12 protein-coding genes are annotated in these 14549 nt (G+C 60.1%); 9 read left to right on the top strand and 3 right to left on the bottom strand.

Features of this window, described 5'->3' with window-relative positions; all coding sequences use genetic code 11:
* Nucleotides 1-49: 49 nt before the first annotated feature.
* A complete protein-coding gene (tatB, locus tag E4680_RS00885) occupies nt 50-406 on the top strand; it encodes a Sec-independent protein translocase protein TatB (protein WP_135280484.1) in 357 nt (118 codons plus the stop codon).
* On the top strand, nt 403-1179 hold the full coding sequence (tatC, locus tag E4680_RS00880) for a twin-arginine translocase subunit TatC (protein ID WP_135280483.1): 777 nt from the start codon (nt 403-405) through the stop codon (nt 1177-1179). Before tatB ends, tatC begins: the two co-directional genes overlap by 4 nt.
* Nucleotides 1180-1193: 14 nt before the next feature.
* Here tatC and E4680_RS00875 read toward each other — a convergent pair whose 3' ends face one another.
* On the bottom strand, nt 1194-4043 hold the full coding sequence (locus E4680_RS00875) for a M16 family metallopeptidase (protein ID WP_135280482.1): 2850 nt from the start codon (nt 4041-4043) through the stop codon (nt 1194-1196).
* 106 nt (nt 4044-4149) lie between these two features.
* On the opposite strand from E4680_RS00875, the gene E4680_RS00870 reads away from it, so the two are divergent.
* Nucleotides 4150-4938, top strand: coding sequence for a sulfite exporter TauE/SafE family protein (locus tag E4680_RS00870; RefSeq protein WP_167792310.1), 789 nt, complete (start codon nt 4150-4152; stop codon nt 4936-4938).
* Nucleotides 4939-5013: 75 nt separating this feature from the next.
* Here the strand turns inward: E4680_RS00870 and E4680_RS00865 are convergent, their stop codons facing one another.
* A complete protein-coding gene (locus E4680_RS00865; RefSeq protein ID WP_135280614.1) occupies nt 5014-6384 on the bottom strand; it encodes a DegQ family serine endoprotease in 1371 nt (456 codons plus the stop codon).
* 432 nt (nt 6385-6816) lie between these two features.
* Here E4680_RS00865 and E4680_RS00860 point away from each other — a divergent pair, with 432 nt between their 5' ends.
* From E4680_RS00860 to E4680_RS00830, 6 genes are all read left to right on the top strand, one after another.
* Nucleotides 6817-8952, top strand: a complete 2136-nt coding sequence (locus tag E4680_RS00860) for an adenosylcobalamin-dependent ribonucleoside-diphosphate reductase (protein WP_135280613.1) — start codon at nt 6817-6819, stop codon at nt 8950-8952.
* Nucleotides 8953-9043: 91 nt separating this feature from the next.
* Nucleotides 9044-9748 carry a TSCPD domain-containing protein gene (locus E4680_RS00855; protein ID WP_135280480.1) on the top strand — a complete coding sequence of 235 codons (705 nt, stop codon included), beginning with the start codon at nt 9044-9046 and terminating at the stop codon, nt 9746-9748.
* Between the two features lie 337 nt (nt 9749-10085).
* Nucleotides 10086-11075, top strand: a complete 990-nt coding sequence (locus E4680_RS00845) for a 5'-nucleotidase (RefSeq protein ID WP_135280479.1) — start codon at nt 10086-10088, stop codon at nt 11073-11075.
* Nucleotides 11076-11162: 87 nt separating this feature from the next.
* On the top strand, nt 11163-11783 hold the full coding sequence (locus E4680_RS00840; protein ID WP_205688688.1) for a MarC family protein: 621 nt from the start codon (nt 11163-11165) through the stop codon (nt 11781-11783).
* Between the two features lie 152 nt (nt 11784-11935).
* The gene (locus E4680_RS00835; protein WP_135280478.1) at nt 11936-12502 is read left to right on the top strand and encodes a peroxiredoxin; all 567 of its coding nucleotides are present in this window, start codon (nt 11936-11938) and stop codon (nt 12500-12502) included.
* Nucleotides 12503-12778: 276 nt separating this feature from the next.
* Nucleotides 12779-13468 (top strand): alpha/beta hydrolase family protein, encoded by a 690-nt coding sequence (locus E4680_RS00830; protein WP_135280477.1) that lies wholly within the window; start codon nt 12779-12781, stop codon nt 13466-13468.
* 372 nt (nt 13469-13840) lie between these two features.
* Here E4680_RS00830 and E4680_RS13995 read toward each other — a convergent pair whose 3' ends face one another.
* Complete coding sequence (locus tag E4680_RS13995; RefSeq protein WP_167792309.1) at nt 13841-14422, bottom strand: porin family protein; 582 nt, start codon at nt 14420-14422, stop codon at nt 13841-13843.
* Between the last annotated feature and the right edge of the window lie 127 nt (nt 14423-14549).

Genomic DNA, 14549 nt, shown 5'->3' with positions numbered 1-14549 from the left:
TAACCCCGCCGAAACCGCGGGTCGCGCGCACCCATCGGGGAGTGCCGGGATGTTCGATATCGGCTTTTGGGAGCTGGTCCTCGTTTTCGTAATGGCTCTGGTGGTCCTCGGCCCGGAGCGGCTGCCCGCGGCTGCCCGGCAGATGGGCTACTGGGTTCGGCGCATCCGGGGCTTGGCCCACGTGGCGCAGCAGGAGCTGGAGCGTGAGCTCAAGGTCAGCGAGCTGCGCCAGCAATTGAAGGATAATCCCGACCTGCACAATCTGCGTGGCATCCGCGATGAGTTGCGCAGTCTCGATGCCATGGCGGGCCGTTCGATTCAGCCGCCAGCTGTGTCCGCCGCCGAGGAAGCCGAAATCCCGGCCGCTTCCGCACCGGATGCGGCGAACCAGGATTCACGTCCATGAACCCAGACGATCCCCAGGGGTTGACCGATCAGCCGCTGCTGAGCCACTTGATCGAGCTGCGCAGCCGTCTGTTGCGCTGCCTGTGGGTCGTGGGTATTTTGTTGGTGCCGTTGGCGTTTTTTGCCAATGACCTGTTTTCCCTGCTGGCCGCGCCGCTGCTGGCGAAACTGCCCGCCGGCAACAGTCTGATTGCCACGCAGGTGGTCACCCCATTTCTCACGCCCTTCAAGCTCGCCGCCGTGACCGCGATCTTTCTGGCCATGCCCGTTCTGCTTTGGCAGATCTGGTCTTTCGTCGCGCCAGGGCTGTATCAGCATGAGAAGCGCTTTGCCTATCCCATGCTGGTGATGAGCATCCTGCTGTTCTACGCCGGGGTCGCGTTTGCGTACTTCGTCGCGTTGCCCATTACGTTCGGTTTCATCACGCGCACGGCACCGCAGGGGGTGGCGGTCATGACCGACATCGCCGCGTACCTGGATTTCACCCTGACGGTGTTTTTTGCGTTCGGGCTCGCATTCCAGATTCCGGTGCTCACCGTGCTGTTGGCCTGGGCGGGGATCACCACGCCGCAGGCCATGACCCGCGCCCGGCCTTACGTGCTGGTCGGCGCTTTCGCTGCGGGGATGCTGTTGACACCGCCGGATGTGTTTTCGCAATCACTACTGGCTTTGCCGACCTATCTGCTCTATGAGCTGGGCATCGTTCTGGCGCGGGTCATGGTTCCCGGCGCGCTCGAGGTCGAAGCGCAGCGCCGGGATTCCCGCACCTCCTGAAGCGGCGCCGACGGTTATTCGGCAGGCGCTGCAGCGTCGTTCCGGGGACGGCCGTCCGCATCCACAATCTCTACCTCGCCCCAGCCCAGCGCCCGGATCTCGGGCTCGATTTTCCGCAGATCGCCGACCACGACCCAGGTCAGGCGGGACGGGTCGATCCAGTCACGGGCAACCTGGCTGGTCTGATCTGGCGTCAGCGCGCGGATGTCCTGCACGAAGCGATCATAGTAGTCATCGGACAGATCATAGAGCGTGATGTTCTGGATGCCGCTGGCCACCTGGGCAGCGGTTTCGAACTGACCGGGCAGCTTCAAGGTCATGTTTTTCTGTGCCTTGTCCAGCTCATCGCTGCTTATGGGGCTGGATTTGATGATGCCATGGATTTCACGGGATATCTCGCGCATCGCGGCAGCGGTCTTGTCCTGCTGTACCGGGGCGTGGAGCATCCAGGGTCGGTGGCCCTTGGCATCGATCAGTCTCGAGCCGGCGCCATAGGCCCAGCCCTTCTGTTCCCGCAGGTTGAAATTGAGTCGGGAGGTGAACATGCCGCCGAGTACCGCATTGACCGCGCGGAAGGCCAGATCCTCCGGTGCGCCGGTGGGCGGAACCAGTTCGCCGGCCATGATCATGGACTGACTGTAGTCCGGCCGGTCGATGAGGAAAATACGCGGCTTGTCCGGCGACGGTGGCGTGGGCAGCGTCGTGGCGACTACCGCATCCTCCGGTGCCGTCCAGCTGCCCAGCGCCTGTTCCACCTGCTGTCGCAGGGTGTCCAGATCGATATCACCCACCGCGACCAGCACCGCCTCTTTGGGGTGAACATGCCGTTTGTAGAAATCCCGCAAGCTTTCCACCGTCGCATCCTGGACCACTGACTCATAGCCACTACCGGTCAGGGGTTGGCCATAGGGATGCTCGGGGCCATAGAGCAGGGGTGGCAACACGCGTTGTGCCATGCTCGAAGGCTGGGTCTTTTCCTGTGCGATGTCGGCCAGCCGCTGTTGTTTCAGCAGTGCCAGGCGGTCTTCCGGGAATGCCGGGTCACGCACGATTTCCGCGAACAGCGCCAGCGACGGTTCGAGCGTTTCGCGCAAGGACGACAGGCTGATGATCCCTGCATCCAGGGTGGCCGAAACACCGATCGTGGCACCAAGGCGCTCCGTTTCGGCAGCAATCTGCTGGGCGTCGCGCCGACTACTGCCTTCTTCCAGCATGTCCAGCGTCAAACCCGCCAATCCAGATCGGCTGGGATCGTCGCTGGCAAAACCGGCAGGGACCAGCAGGTCCAGCTCCACGGTCGGCGCGTTGGGTCGGCGCGCCAGAACGATCTGCAGCCCGTTATCCAGACGCGTGCGTTCGAGCGCCGGGAAATCCAGGTCCGGTGGCGCGGCGGTTGCGGGTAATGTGGCGCGATCCACATCCTCACCGAGCGCGGCATAGGCTGGATACGGCTCGACGGTAATGGTCAGACGATTGTCGCCCAGCCATTTTTGAACCGTCGCCTGCAATTGCCCGGGTGTTGCTTCGCGCAGCCGGGTCAGGTCGGTCTTCCAGAACTCCGGATTGCCGCTGAAGGTTTGGCTTTCGGCGAGGATCTGCGCCTTGCCGGCGAAGCCGCCGACCTTTTCGATGCCGCGCAGGAAGCCGGACAGTGCGCGCATGCGGGCGCGCTCGAGCTCATCCGGGCTGGGGCCTTCCTGGGCAAACCGGCTCAGTTCCTCGTTCGCAACCGCTTCGATGCGGGCGAGATCGACATCCGGGCGTGCGGTCACGACGAGGTAGATTTGCGAACCCAGCTCGCCCGAGCCGACCCCCAGGCTCACATCGGTGGCCAGCTGTTCCTGTTCCACCAGCCGCCGGTGCAGCCGGGATGTTTTTCCGGCCCCGAGCACCGTGGTCGCCAGATCGAGCGCGGGCAGGTCCGCATGGCCCCATTCGGGCACATTCCAGACCGCATAAAGCCGGCCCTGGGCGACCCGATCCTGCAGCGTTATCCGGCGTGGCTGGGCGAGCGGCGCGAAATTCTTGGCAGGCCGGGTCACCGGCGGGCCGGGCGGGATGGCGCCGAAGGCCTGACGTGCCTTGGCGATGGCGGTTTCCGTATCCACGTCGCCCGCGATCACGAGCACGGCATTGCTGGGACCGTAGTAGGTCTTGAACCATTCGTGGACATCCTCGACGGTGGCTCTATCGAGATCCTCCATCGAGCCGATGGTGGTCCAGGAATACGGATGGCCCGCCGGGTAGGTGTTCTGGGCGATTTGTTCCCAGACCTTGCCGTACGGTGCACTTTCACGCTGGCGCTTTTCGTTCTTGACCACCGCGCGTTGTTCGTCGAGCTTGCCCTGATCGATCGCCCCGAGCAGATGCCCCATGCGGTCGGATTCCATCCACAGAGCAAGATCCAGCGCCGGGGTGGGGACGTTCTGGAAGTAGTTGGTGCGGTCACGACTGGTGGTGCCGTTCATTTCCGTGGCGCCGACCTGTTCCAGGGGGCGGAAGTAGTCGTCATTGAAATGCTCGGTGCCGTTGAACATGAGGTGTTCGAACAGATGCGCGAAGCCGGTCTTTCCGGCCACTTCGTTCTTCGATCCGACGTGGTACCACACCGTGACGCTGACGATGGGGGTCTTGTGATCTTCATGAACGATGACGGTCAAACCGTTTTCGAGTACCGTTTTGTGGTAAGGGATATCCACGTCGGCAATCTCCTGCAGAGGAAGCCCGGTTGGCGCTTCCTGGGCCTGTGGGTTGGCGGGCTCCGGTGTGACCGGTGGTTCGGGCGCTTCCTGAGCACATCCCGCGATTCCCAGCAGCAATGCTGCCAGAGCTACTTTCGTCCGTCCGTGCCAATTGCTGCTCATCCAATCTGCTCCTGTGTGGGCACCCGTCCATTCGCATGCCGACTCATGGGACAATTCATTCGCTGTGGCGCCATGCAGCCGGAAGATCGGCCCAAAGCGAGGTGTTTTGGAAATTCTCGTGTTCTATGTCATTGCCGGGGCCATCGCCGGGCTGCTGGGCGGCCTGCTGGGCATTGGGGGCGGCATGATTCTCGTGCCGGTCCTGGTCTATACGCTGCCCGCGCAGGGCGTGGATTCGGCTGTCCTCATGCAGACAGCCCTCGGCACGTCGCTTGCCACCATTGCCTTGACCGCTGTGTCCTCGATTCTCGCCCATCACCGGCGTGGCAGTGTGCCCTGGCATGTGGTCAGTCGGATGACGCCGGGAATCGTGCTGGGCACGCTGCTGGCGGGCAGTCTGGCTGCCGTTCTGCCCGGCGCCCTGCTGCGCCGCGGGTTTGGCGCATTCCTGCTGTTCGTCGCTCTGCGCAGCCTGCGCCCGCCGCGCCGCGATCCAGGCCGGGCGCTGCCCGGTACGTGGCGGCTCATGGGCGCGGGCGGCGGCATCGGCCTGCTGTCCGGCTTGACCGGAATCGGCGGCGGTTCGCTCACCATGCCCTACCTGTCCCGTCGTGGACTGGATCTGAAGTCGGCCATCGGAGGCGCCGCGGCATGCGGGCTGCCCATCGCCATTTCCGGAACGATCAGCTACCTGATTGCCGGGCGCACCGCGGCTGGGTTGGCCCCAGGCAGTAGCGGCTTCATCTACTGGCCTGCGGTGGCGGGCATGGGCATCGCGACGCTGTGGTGCGCCCCTTATGGCGCGCGCCTGGCGCATCGCTTGCCCGAGCGCGGGGTACGCGCCATCTTTGCCGGATTTTGCGTTCTGGTCGGCTTGCGCATGGTCCTGGCCTGAGATCACGATTCCACGCGCCGCCTGCTCGGGGTAGGCCCGGCCCCGCCATCCGTAGCCCACGCCCATGAACCCGCCTTACTTAATGACCAGGAACAGGCGGCCGGGCCCTCGCTTGAGAGTCAGCAGCAGCGTGTCCTGACCGTTCACAGCGCGCTTCAATTCGTCCACGGTGCGGATCGGTCGGCGATTGACAGCCGTGATGACATCGCCGGGACGCAACCCGGTTCGGGCGGCCGGGGATTGCGGCTTGATGTCGCTGACCTCGACACCGGCCCCTTCTTCGGCCGGCGCAAACTGGGCGCCTTCGAGCTTGGGATGCGCGATGGCGGTGCTGGCGGCACCGGCGGACTCGGCGAGTTCGATGGCTTCGCCAACGGCGGCATTGACCACCTGGCGCTTGCCGTCGCGCACGATTTCCAGCGTCAGCTTGTCGCCCACGCGCAGCAGGCCGATAGTGTTGCGCAGATCGCGATAGCTCTGCACGCTGCGGCCGTTGACGCTGAGGATGACATCCTCCGCCTTGATGCCGGCCTTATCGGCGGCCGAGCCCGGCTGGACCTGAGCGACCAGCACACCCGAGTTGCTGTTCAGGCCAAAGGCTTTCGCCAGATCCGGTGTAATGTTCTGGACCACGACGCCCAGGCGGCCGCGTTTGACTTCCCCGTACTGGATCAGCTGTTGCATGACCTGGCGGGCGATATTCGATGGAATGGCAAAGCCGATGCCGATGTTGCCGCCGCTGCGGGAGAGGATCGCGGAGTTGAGCCCGATCAGTTCACCCTGAAAATTGACCAGAGCGCCGCCCGAGTTGCCGGGGTTGATCGAGGCATCGGTCTGAATGTAGTCCTGGAAGCTGTCCGGATCGCCGATGCCCGAACGGCCGGTGGCGCTGACGATGCCGGAGGTGACGGTATGGCGTAGCCCAAAGGGATTACCGATCGCCACGACGAAATCGCCCGGTCGCGCCTTGTCGGAATCCGCCAGTGCCAGCTCGGTCAGATTCTTGGCGCTGATCTGGATCAGCGCCACGTCGGTTTCTTCATCCGCGCCGATGACTTTGGCGGTGAACTCCCGCTCGTCGATCAGATTGACCTTGATTTCATCGGCGCCCTTGATGACATGGGCGTTGGTGAGGATGTAGCCCTTGCGCGCATCGACGATCACCCCCGAGCCCAGGCTCTGGGTTTCCTGGACCTGAGGCCCGTCCGGCATGCCGAAGAAGCGCCGGAAGAACGGATCCTCGAACATCGGGTGGTCCATCAACGGATTGCGCACCTCGGTGGTTCCCCGCGTCGCGATATTGACCACGGCGGGATTGATTTTTTCGAGCAATGGTGCGAGAGACGGAACACCCTGGGCATCGGAGGCCTGCCAGGGCAGGGCGGCGGGCGCCTGGACGGGGATGGTGCAAAGCAGTCCGGCTGCGAGAACGAAGCCCGGAATCATCCATTGCTGCCGAATACCACGCCGTGTCCAGCGAGCCATTTTCATGTGCGTCATCTCCTTCGGATTCAACCGGGGAATCTGGCGTGTGCCATGGGCGGGCCAGATTTCGAATGTCGATGGGACCATGACCCCCGGGTTTCGTTCCCAAGCCCAGAACTATAGCCCATGTGGCCGGGCTCGGGAGGGAACCGGCGAGAAAAGAGGAAGACACAAGATGTTGTGGTTACGGTCCGAGCGATACACGTGAAATCGGAGGAGCGAGTCCGACGGCGAGGCCTTAATCTAATTCATTGAATACAAAGCTATTTTTATCTAAGCTATTGTAATTAAATGGATTGACAGCAGGCTTGTCGGGGCCTAGTCTTTCCTGGATCAACTACAAGATGTTGTGTAAATCCGCCGCAAGGAGCATCTTTCGTGAGCACCGTGCCGATGAACCTGAGCCTCGATTCCGCCGCCGATCTGCCGCTGCAACCTGCCTCGGAAGACATCTGGGACAAGAAATATCGCCTCAAGACCAAGTCCGGCAAGGTGCTGGATGTGACGGTCGATCACACCTACCAGCGCGTGGCGCGCGCGCTGGCCGATGTCGAACTGCCCGCCATGCGCGACGAATGGTATGCCCGATTTCTGTGGGCGCTGCGGCGCGGCGCCATTCCCGCCGGGCGCATCACCTCCAACGCCGGCGCGCTCGAACATAAACCGGCCACCTCCACCATCAACTGCACGGTCTCCGGCACGATCCGTGATTCGATGGACGACATCCTGGACAAGGTCCACGAAGCGGGGCTTACGCTCAAGGCCGGCTGCGGCATCGGCTATGAATTCTCGACCCTGCGACCGCGCGGGGCCTATGTCTCGGGCGCCGGTGCCCACACCTCGGGTCCGCTGTCCTTCATGGACATCTACGACGCCATGTGCTTCACCGTGTCCTCGGCCGGCGGGCGCCGCGGCGCGCAGATGGGCACCTTCGACGTGGGTCATCCGGACGTGGTCGACTTCATCCGCGCCAAGCGCCAGGACGGCCGCCTGCGCCAGTTCAACCTGTCGCTGCTCATCACCGACGAATTCATCCAGGCCGTGAAGAACGACGCCGACTGGCCGCTCGCCTTTCCCATCAAGCGCAAGGAAGCCGAGGTGGATGGCATCGACGTGCATCACGACGAGCACATCCTGTGGCGCGAATGGCCCACGCACGACGATTACATCACCGACGCAGCCGGGCTGGTGGCTTGCCGCATCTACAAGCACATCAAGGCGCAGCGGCTGTGGGATCTCATCATGAGCTCCACCTACGACTTCGCCGAGCCCGGCTTCATCCTCATCGACCGGGTCAACGAGGACAACAACAACTGGTTCTGCGAGCACATCCGCGCGACCAACCCCTGCGGCGAACAACCATTGCCGCCCTACGGCGCCTGCCTCTTGGGCTCGGTCAACCTGACCAAGTTCGTGCGCGATCCCTTCACCGATCAGGCCCGCTTCGACTGGGACGAGTACCGCGAAGTGGTGCGCGTCTTCACCCGCATGCTGGACAACGTGGTCGAGATCAGTGGGCTGCCCCTGCCGCAGCAGCAGGATGAGATTCGCCGCAAGCGCCGCCACGGCATGGGTTTTCTGGGACTGGGCTCGACGCTCACGCTGCTGCGCCTGCGCTACGGCGCGCCCGAATCCATTGCCTTCACCGAACAGGTGGCGCGCGAGATGGCGCTGGCGGGCTGGGAGGTCGCCTTGGCGCTGGCCGAGGAAAAAGGCGCCGCGCCCATCATGGACGAGGAATTCGAAATCACCGCCGAGATGCTTCACAAGCGTCCGGAAATGGCCGAAGACGGCCTCAAGGCCGGCGACCGCCTGCCGGGTCGTGTGCTGTGGGCGCGCTACAGCCGCTACATGCAGCGCATCGGTGAGGCGCGGCCCGAGCTCATCGATGCCCTGGCCGAGCGTGGCGGGCGCTTCACGCATCACAGCTCGATCGCGCCCACCGGCACCATCTCGCTCTCGCTCGCCAACAACGCCAGCAACGGCATCGAGCCCAGTTTCGCGCACCACTATTTCCGCAACGTGATCCGCGAGGGGCGCAAGACCAAGGAGAAGATCGATGTGTTCTCCTACGAGCTGCTGGCCTACCGCAGCCTGGTCAATCCCGAGGCGGACCCCAATGCCGAGGCGGCCGAGGCACATCTGCCCGAATACTTCATCACGGCCGACGACATCTCCCCGCGCCAGCACGTCGACATCCAGGCCGCGGCGCAGAAGTGGGTCGATTCCTCGATCTCCAAGACCGCGAACGTCCCGACCGACTACCCGTTCGCCGATTTCAAGGAAATCTACCTCTACGCTCACGAAAAGGGCCTGAAGGGCTGCACCACCTTCCGCTTCAACCCCGCCGCCTTCCAGGGCGTGCTGGTGAAGGAAAAGGATCTGGCCAACACAACTTACGTTTTCACCCTGTCCGACGGCACGGTGGTGGAAGCGCGCGGCAACGAGGAGGTGGAATACGACGGCGAAGTGCATAGCGCTGCCAACCTGTTCGACGCCCTGAAGGAAGGTTATTACGGCCGCTTCTGAGCCGCGCCGGCCCGGCCGTGAGGTCGGGAGCGAGCGTCACCGAATCATTGAATCGACATGCGCGCCCGAACGTGGCGCCCGGAGTCCGCACATGGCCATCAAAATCACCCAACCCATCACCGGCTATCAGGTCCTGCGCGAGGATGACAAGCCCGCCACGCCCGCACCCGCCGCCGCCCCGGCGCAGCCGGCCCGCAGCGACAACGTCATCCAGATGCACGAGCGGCTGGAGCGGCCCGACATGTTGGTCGGCGCCACCTACAAGATCAAGCCGCCCGTCGCCGACAACGCGATGTACATCACCATCAACGACATCGTGCTCAACGAAGGCACCGAACACGAACACCGCCGTCCCTTCGAGATCTTCATCAACTCGAAGAACATGGAACATTTCCAGTGGATCGTCGCGCTCACGCGCATCATCTCCGCCGTGTTCCGCAAGGGCGGCGACATCACCTTCCTCGCCGAGGAGTTGAAAGCCGTGTTCGATCCGCGCGGCGGCTACTGGCGGCCGGGCGGCCGCTACATGCCCTCGCTCGTGGCCGAGATCGGCGATGTCATCGAACGCCATCTGCGCTTCATCGGCATGCTGCCCGATACCGAACTCGACGAACGCCAGCTCAAGCTGATCGAGGAAAAGCGCGCCCAGTACGAAGCTCGCACCAGCGAAGTCAGCACCGGCAAGGGCGCCTTCCCCGCGGGCGCGCAGCTTTGCGCCAAGTGCCATACCAAGGCTGTGGTGCTCATGGACGGCTGCATGACCTGTCTCAACTGCGGCGACTCGAAGTGCGGGTGAGGTTTTTTTCTTGATCTGGCGTCAGGAGTGCCCCGACCTCGACCGCGCCCATGCTGCCGGGTGACGCTTGCCGTGAAACAGGATGAAACGCCGCGCCCGGTCGAGGGACGTCCGCTCGGCGCGGTAGTAGTAATGCCGCACCCGCAGCCCGTCGCGCAACCGGTCCAGCAGCTTTGGCGGTTGGCGAGAGCGAGACTGTCCATTCGGAAAAATTTGGGTCGACCAAATGGGTACACTAAGAATATCAGACTGATCTTGAAGGCTGTCGTTGACTTGGACGAATCGATTTGGTCGGGTCTGGGTCGTCTAATTCTAGTGGGGAGTCAGGGAATGAGTAATGGTATATCCAATCCATAGGAAGCTAGTCATTGCGGTTGCTTCTAGTGCGCTTTTTGATTTAAGTGAATCACACGCTGTATTTATGGATAAAGGTGAAGAAGAATATCGTGACTATCAAAGAAAAAACACAAATAACTATTTGCCTAGAGGCGTGGCGTTTCCATTTATTCGTAGGTTTCTGAATATAAATAAAGCGTACCCTGAGGACTTGCCTGTAGAAGTAGTCCTTCTTTCAAGAAATGACCCAGATACAGGCCAGAGAGTATTTAACACGATTAAGAGTTATGGTTTGGATATCAGTCGGGCTGGATTTCTTAGCGGAAAATCACCCTATAAATACATACCAGCTTTTAATGCTTCGCTATTCTTATCAGCAAATGAAGATGATGTAAAACAAGCTATTGAGGCCGGGTTTCCGGCAGGTACGATTGTTCCTTCTGAGGTCAATGATGACGAAGATGATCATGAGTTAAGAGTGGCATTCGACTTTGATGGAGTTATCGCAGACGATGAGGCTGAATCCGTTTATCATCAAAATGAGGATGTGGAGGAATTTCAGAGTCACGAACTAAGCAGGGCAAATATTCCTCACAAACCAGGACCGCTTGGTGACCTATTTAAGAAGCTTTCATTTCTACAAAAGATAGAATCGAAAAGAGAGCTGGAAGAAGCGGGGTATCAACGTATCTTAAGAACGGCGATAGTAACAGCTAGAAATGCCCCCGCGAATGAACGAGTTGTTACAACGCTCAATGAATGGGGAGTGACACCAGATGAGGTGTTCTTTCTTGGAGGAATTGAAAAGCACCATATTCTAGAGATAATGAAGCCGCATATATTTTTCGACGATCAGATGCGGCACTTAACATCCGTGGCTGGAAATATACCATCTGTACATATTCCGTTCGGTATTCGTAATGTAGCACCCAACAGAGCGCTACAGCCGGATCCCGAAAGTGGCGCGGCTGAGCTCCAACGTCGGGCGTAAAGAGTGATTGCTCCTTGTCTCTGCCCCCAATACGTTGAATACCGAAAATTAGTCCCCAGATTTTAAGGTTTAGGATTCGGAGAGCCCGTGGTCAATATCGATAAACTACTTCAAGATGCACTGATCATTTGGGCCACGGTAGATCCGATCGGCACACTGGCAATATTTACCGGCTTGACGAGTGGTCTGGACGCCGCCCAAAGGCGGTGTACCGCTATTCGTGCGGTTGCGTATGCAACTGCCGTGCTTATTGGCGCGATCGTTGTTGGTCAATTGCTGCTTACAGCCATGGGTATTAGGCTCATTTCCTTCCAGTTAGGAGGAGGAATCATTCTGTTTCTGTTTGGGCTGCAGATGATATTTGGTTCGGGTTTAAGTAGTGGTGAGCAGGAGCCCGGACATGATTTGGCTGTTTTTCCGTTGGCTATTCCAGCTACGGCCACACCTGGCGCGATTCTGGCGGTTATTCTTTTGACCGATAACAGCCTCTATACCATCCCTGCACAGGCGGCCACTGCTGCGGTGATGATTGCGGTTATGGTCGTGACGCTCATTCTGTTGCTTTTGTCTACACAAATTATGCGTGTTCTTGGTCAAGGAGGCGCCTCTATTCTCACTCGCATTATGGGTATGATTCTGGCGGCGTTTTCGGTCGAGCTCGTTATGGATGCGCTGGGTGCAGAACGTTGGCTAGGGGTGGTCGGTTAAAGGTAACTACTTTAGTTTGGCTTCAAGATGTTGACGCCCAACAAATCGCTTCGGGCAACGTTTTACCTGCCACCCGCTTTTTCTGCCGCATAAGCGGGCGTCGCCTCAAACGCATCTGAGCTCAGGCATTAGGCCGAACATAAGGAAAAGAGATGATCACCCGAAATCTGCTCGTCCTGCCTGATGATTTGCCGGTCCCTGAAGACGATAACGCATGCGCCCATTTGGAAGGTGCGGATATGCCAACCATCGCTCTAGGGAGCACTTCGGGCATCAAGGTTAATCTCGGGCTCGAGAGTGGGATATCCGTGGTCTACTTCTACCCTATGACCGGAAGACCGGACGCCCCTCCAATGATTGGTTGGAACGAGATCCCTGGCGCAAGGGGATGCACACTACAGTCTTGTTCATTTCGTGATCATCACGCCGATTTGCTCGAATTAGGGGCTAAGGTGTATGGCGTGAGCGCGCAATCTTCGGAAGACCAGAAAGAAGCCGTTCAACGCCTCCATTTGCCCTTTGAGTTGTTGAGTGACAGCAGTTTTCATTTGACCACGGTAATGAGATTGCCTACGTTCACATACAACTCGTTACGTCTCATCAAAAGGCTTACCCTCATTATTAAAGACGGCTCAATACGAAGAGTGTTTTATCCAGTTTTTCCACCAAATGAAAATGCCATCAATGTCATCGTTTGGCTTCAGAACAATAATGTCTAGAACTGCATTCCACCCGACTCGCTACAGCGGGCGTCGCCCCTTCCGTGGTCGGGTGGATTTGAACGATGGGCAGCGCTTCGCGCCGACCGTCGGTCGGAGTCGATGAACGCGTGCTGTCCGGCGCAAAGCGCTGTCCATCACGGCGTTCGAGTAACACGACTTCAGCCGCTCGCCCGCTTGGGTTGCGCGCACGATGTGCGCTCCACCCACGCGCAGGTGCCGCTCAACTCCCGCCGTTATCCCTATCGGATGTAATCACACGAGAGAGAGGTTTGGGTGCAAACACGGACACTGCCAGATCGCGCACAGCCGTTTGATGTTTCGGTTCGTGAAAGTACGGGTTCGTCCATCGTAGTGATCTTCGCGGTAGGAGCGGGTGGCAACCCTGAGCGACACCATACGCTGCTGGATACATTGGCTGAGTCAGGCTGTACGGTCGTGGCGCCATATTTCGAGCGGCTCGTCTCTTCAACCCCAACCGAAACTGAGTTGACTCTGCGAGCCAGACGCTTGTCACTCGCGCTTGATGCTTTCGTCCAACCCGGCGCAACCGTGGCGGGTGTGGGACATTCTATCGGTGCGACCACGCTGGTTGCGCTAGGCGGAGGCCAAATATGGCTAGGGCCTGGTCAGCCTGTCGAAATCACGCCAGATGAACGGCTGACCCGCCTGGGGCTGCTCGCGCCGGCAATGGGGTTTTTTCAGGCGCCAGGCGCACTTGCTGAGGTGCGTATCCCGGTTCTTGCCTGGGTAGGTTCCGAAGACCGAATCACACCTCCCGCCCAAACCATATGGCTGGCTGACACCATGCGTGATTGGCAAGCGGTGGATGTTTGCATTACTAACGGAGCGGATCATTTCTCATTCATGGACCAACGGCCACCGCAATCTGTTGAGGTGCTGGCTAATAAACAGGCATTTCTTCAGGAGCATTCCAGTGCACTTTGCCAATTCGTTACGAGTTGATGGCTCTGTGCGCTTCAGGGGAGGGAATGCAAGCAAGACGGATAACAATTCGCTGCAGCCGACCCCAAACCGCTTCGCAGTTTTGATCGGCTGAGCTCAGGCGTTGGAATCTCAAAGAGCGCCGATGAAGCTTGATGGCTTAGTTGACCAATACCGCTCGATGCCCCCGGTTTCAGTAGTGGCCTGATGTGGGGTTCACAGTCGCTGACTTGGCCAGATGCTGGGCCATGCGCCGAAATGCAGAAAGGCCGGCGCGTCGCGATGTGCTTCGGTGCGGATGCGTCCGGAAGGGGCGCAGTCCGATCGGGAGAGGGTTCGGCGGGGGAAAGGGTCCTTTGGTCCGGGGCTTGCCCGGACCAAAGGACCGAAGCGTCAGAAGGTGAACTGCAACCCGGCGGATGCCAAGTCGAAGTTGACTTCGAAGTTGTCCTTGTCGACCGGGATACGTTCGTATTCCGCCCGCACATAAAGATGGGGCAGGATCTTGAACTTCACACCGGCGCCGTAGAAGACGTTATCGCCGTCCCAGCCCTTGTCGAGCGGGCCGGGGCCGTCGAGTTCCACATCCCACCAGGCCATGCCGCCCTTCGCGAAGATGGTGAAAAAGTCGTTCGCCAGTGGCAGGGCCAGCACCACCGCGGCGGTATACACGTCACCGGACAGTTCGAAGCCGGCTTCTTCGGTTTCGCCAAGCTCGATGTATTGACCTTCGAGTCCCAGCCAAGGCAGCAGTTCGACGCCGATGAATCCTTTGCCGGTCGAGACATCGTCATCGAAGTCGGTGACGTCCTCGGGCAGCTCGATTTCCTGATCGCCGATCTCCAGGTCCTGAGCGGTGGCGTACACGTAGCTGATCCCAATATAGGGGCGCAGGTACATGTCATCGGCCTGGGCAGTCAGGGGGAGCAGACTACCGAAGCTCAATAGGGTGAGTAGGCTCAACTTACGCTTCATGGGCACCTCACATGTTAGTAAACAGGAAAACCCGCTGGGAACATGTCGTTTGCCATTATGCGGAGTCATTCTAATTTTCATCTCCGGGCTGCATGGCGCGGGTAACGGGCACTTGGTCCCGGAAATA

It is taken from the genome of Candidatus Macondimonas diazotrophica, assembly GCF_004684205.1.
Taxonomy (GTDB): domain Bacteria; phylum Pseudomonadota; class Gammaproteobacteria; order UBA5335; family UBA5335; genus Macondimonas; species Macondimonas diazotrophica.
Note: the sequence above shows the minus strand (reverse complement) of the source record. Positions and strands in the feature narration are given on the sequence as shown.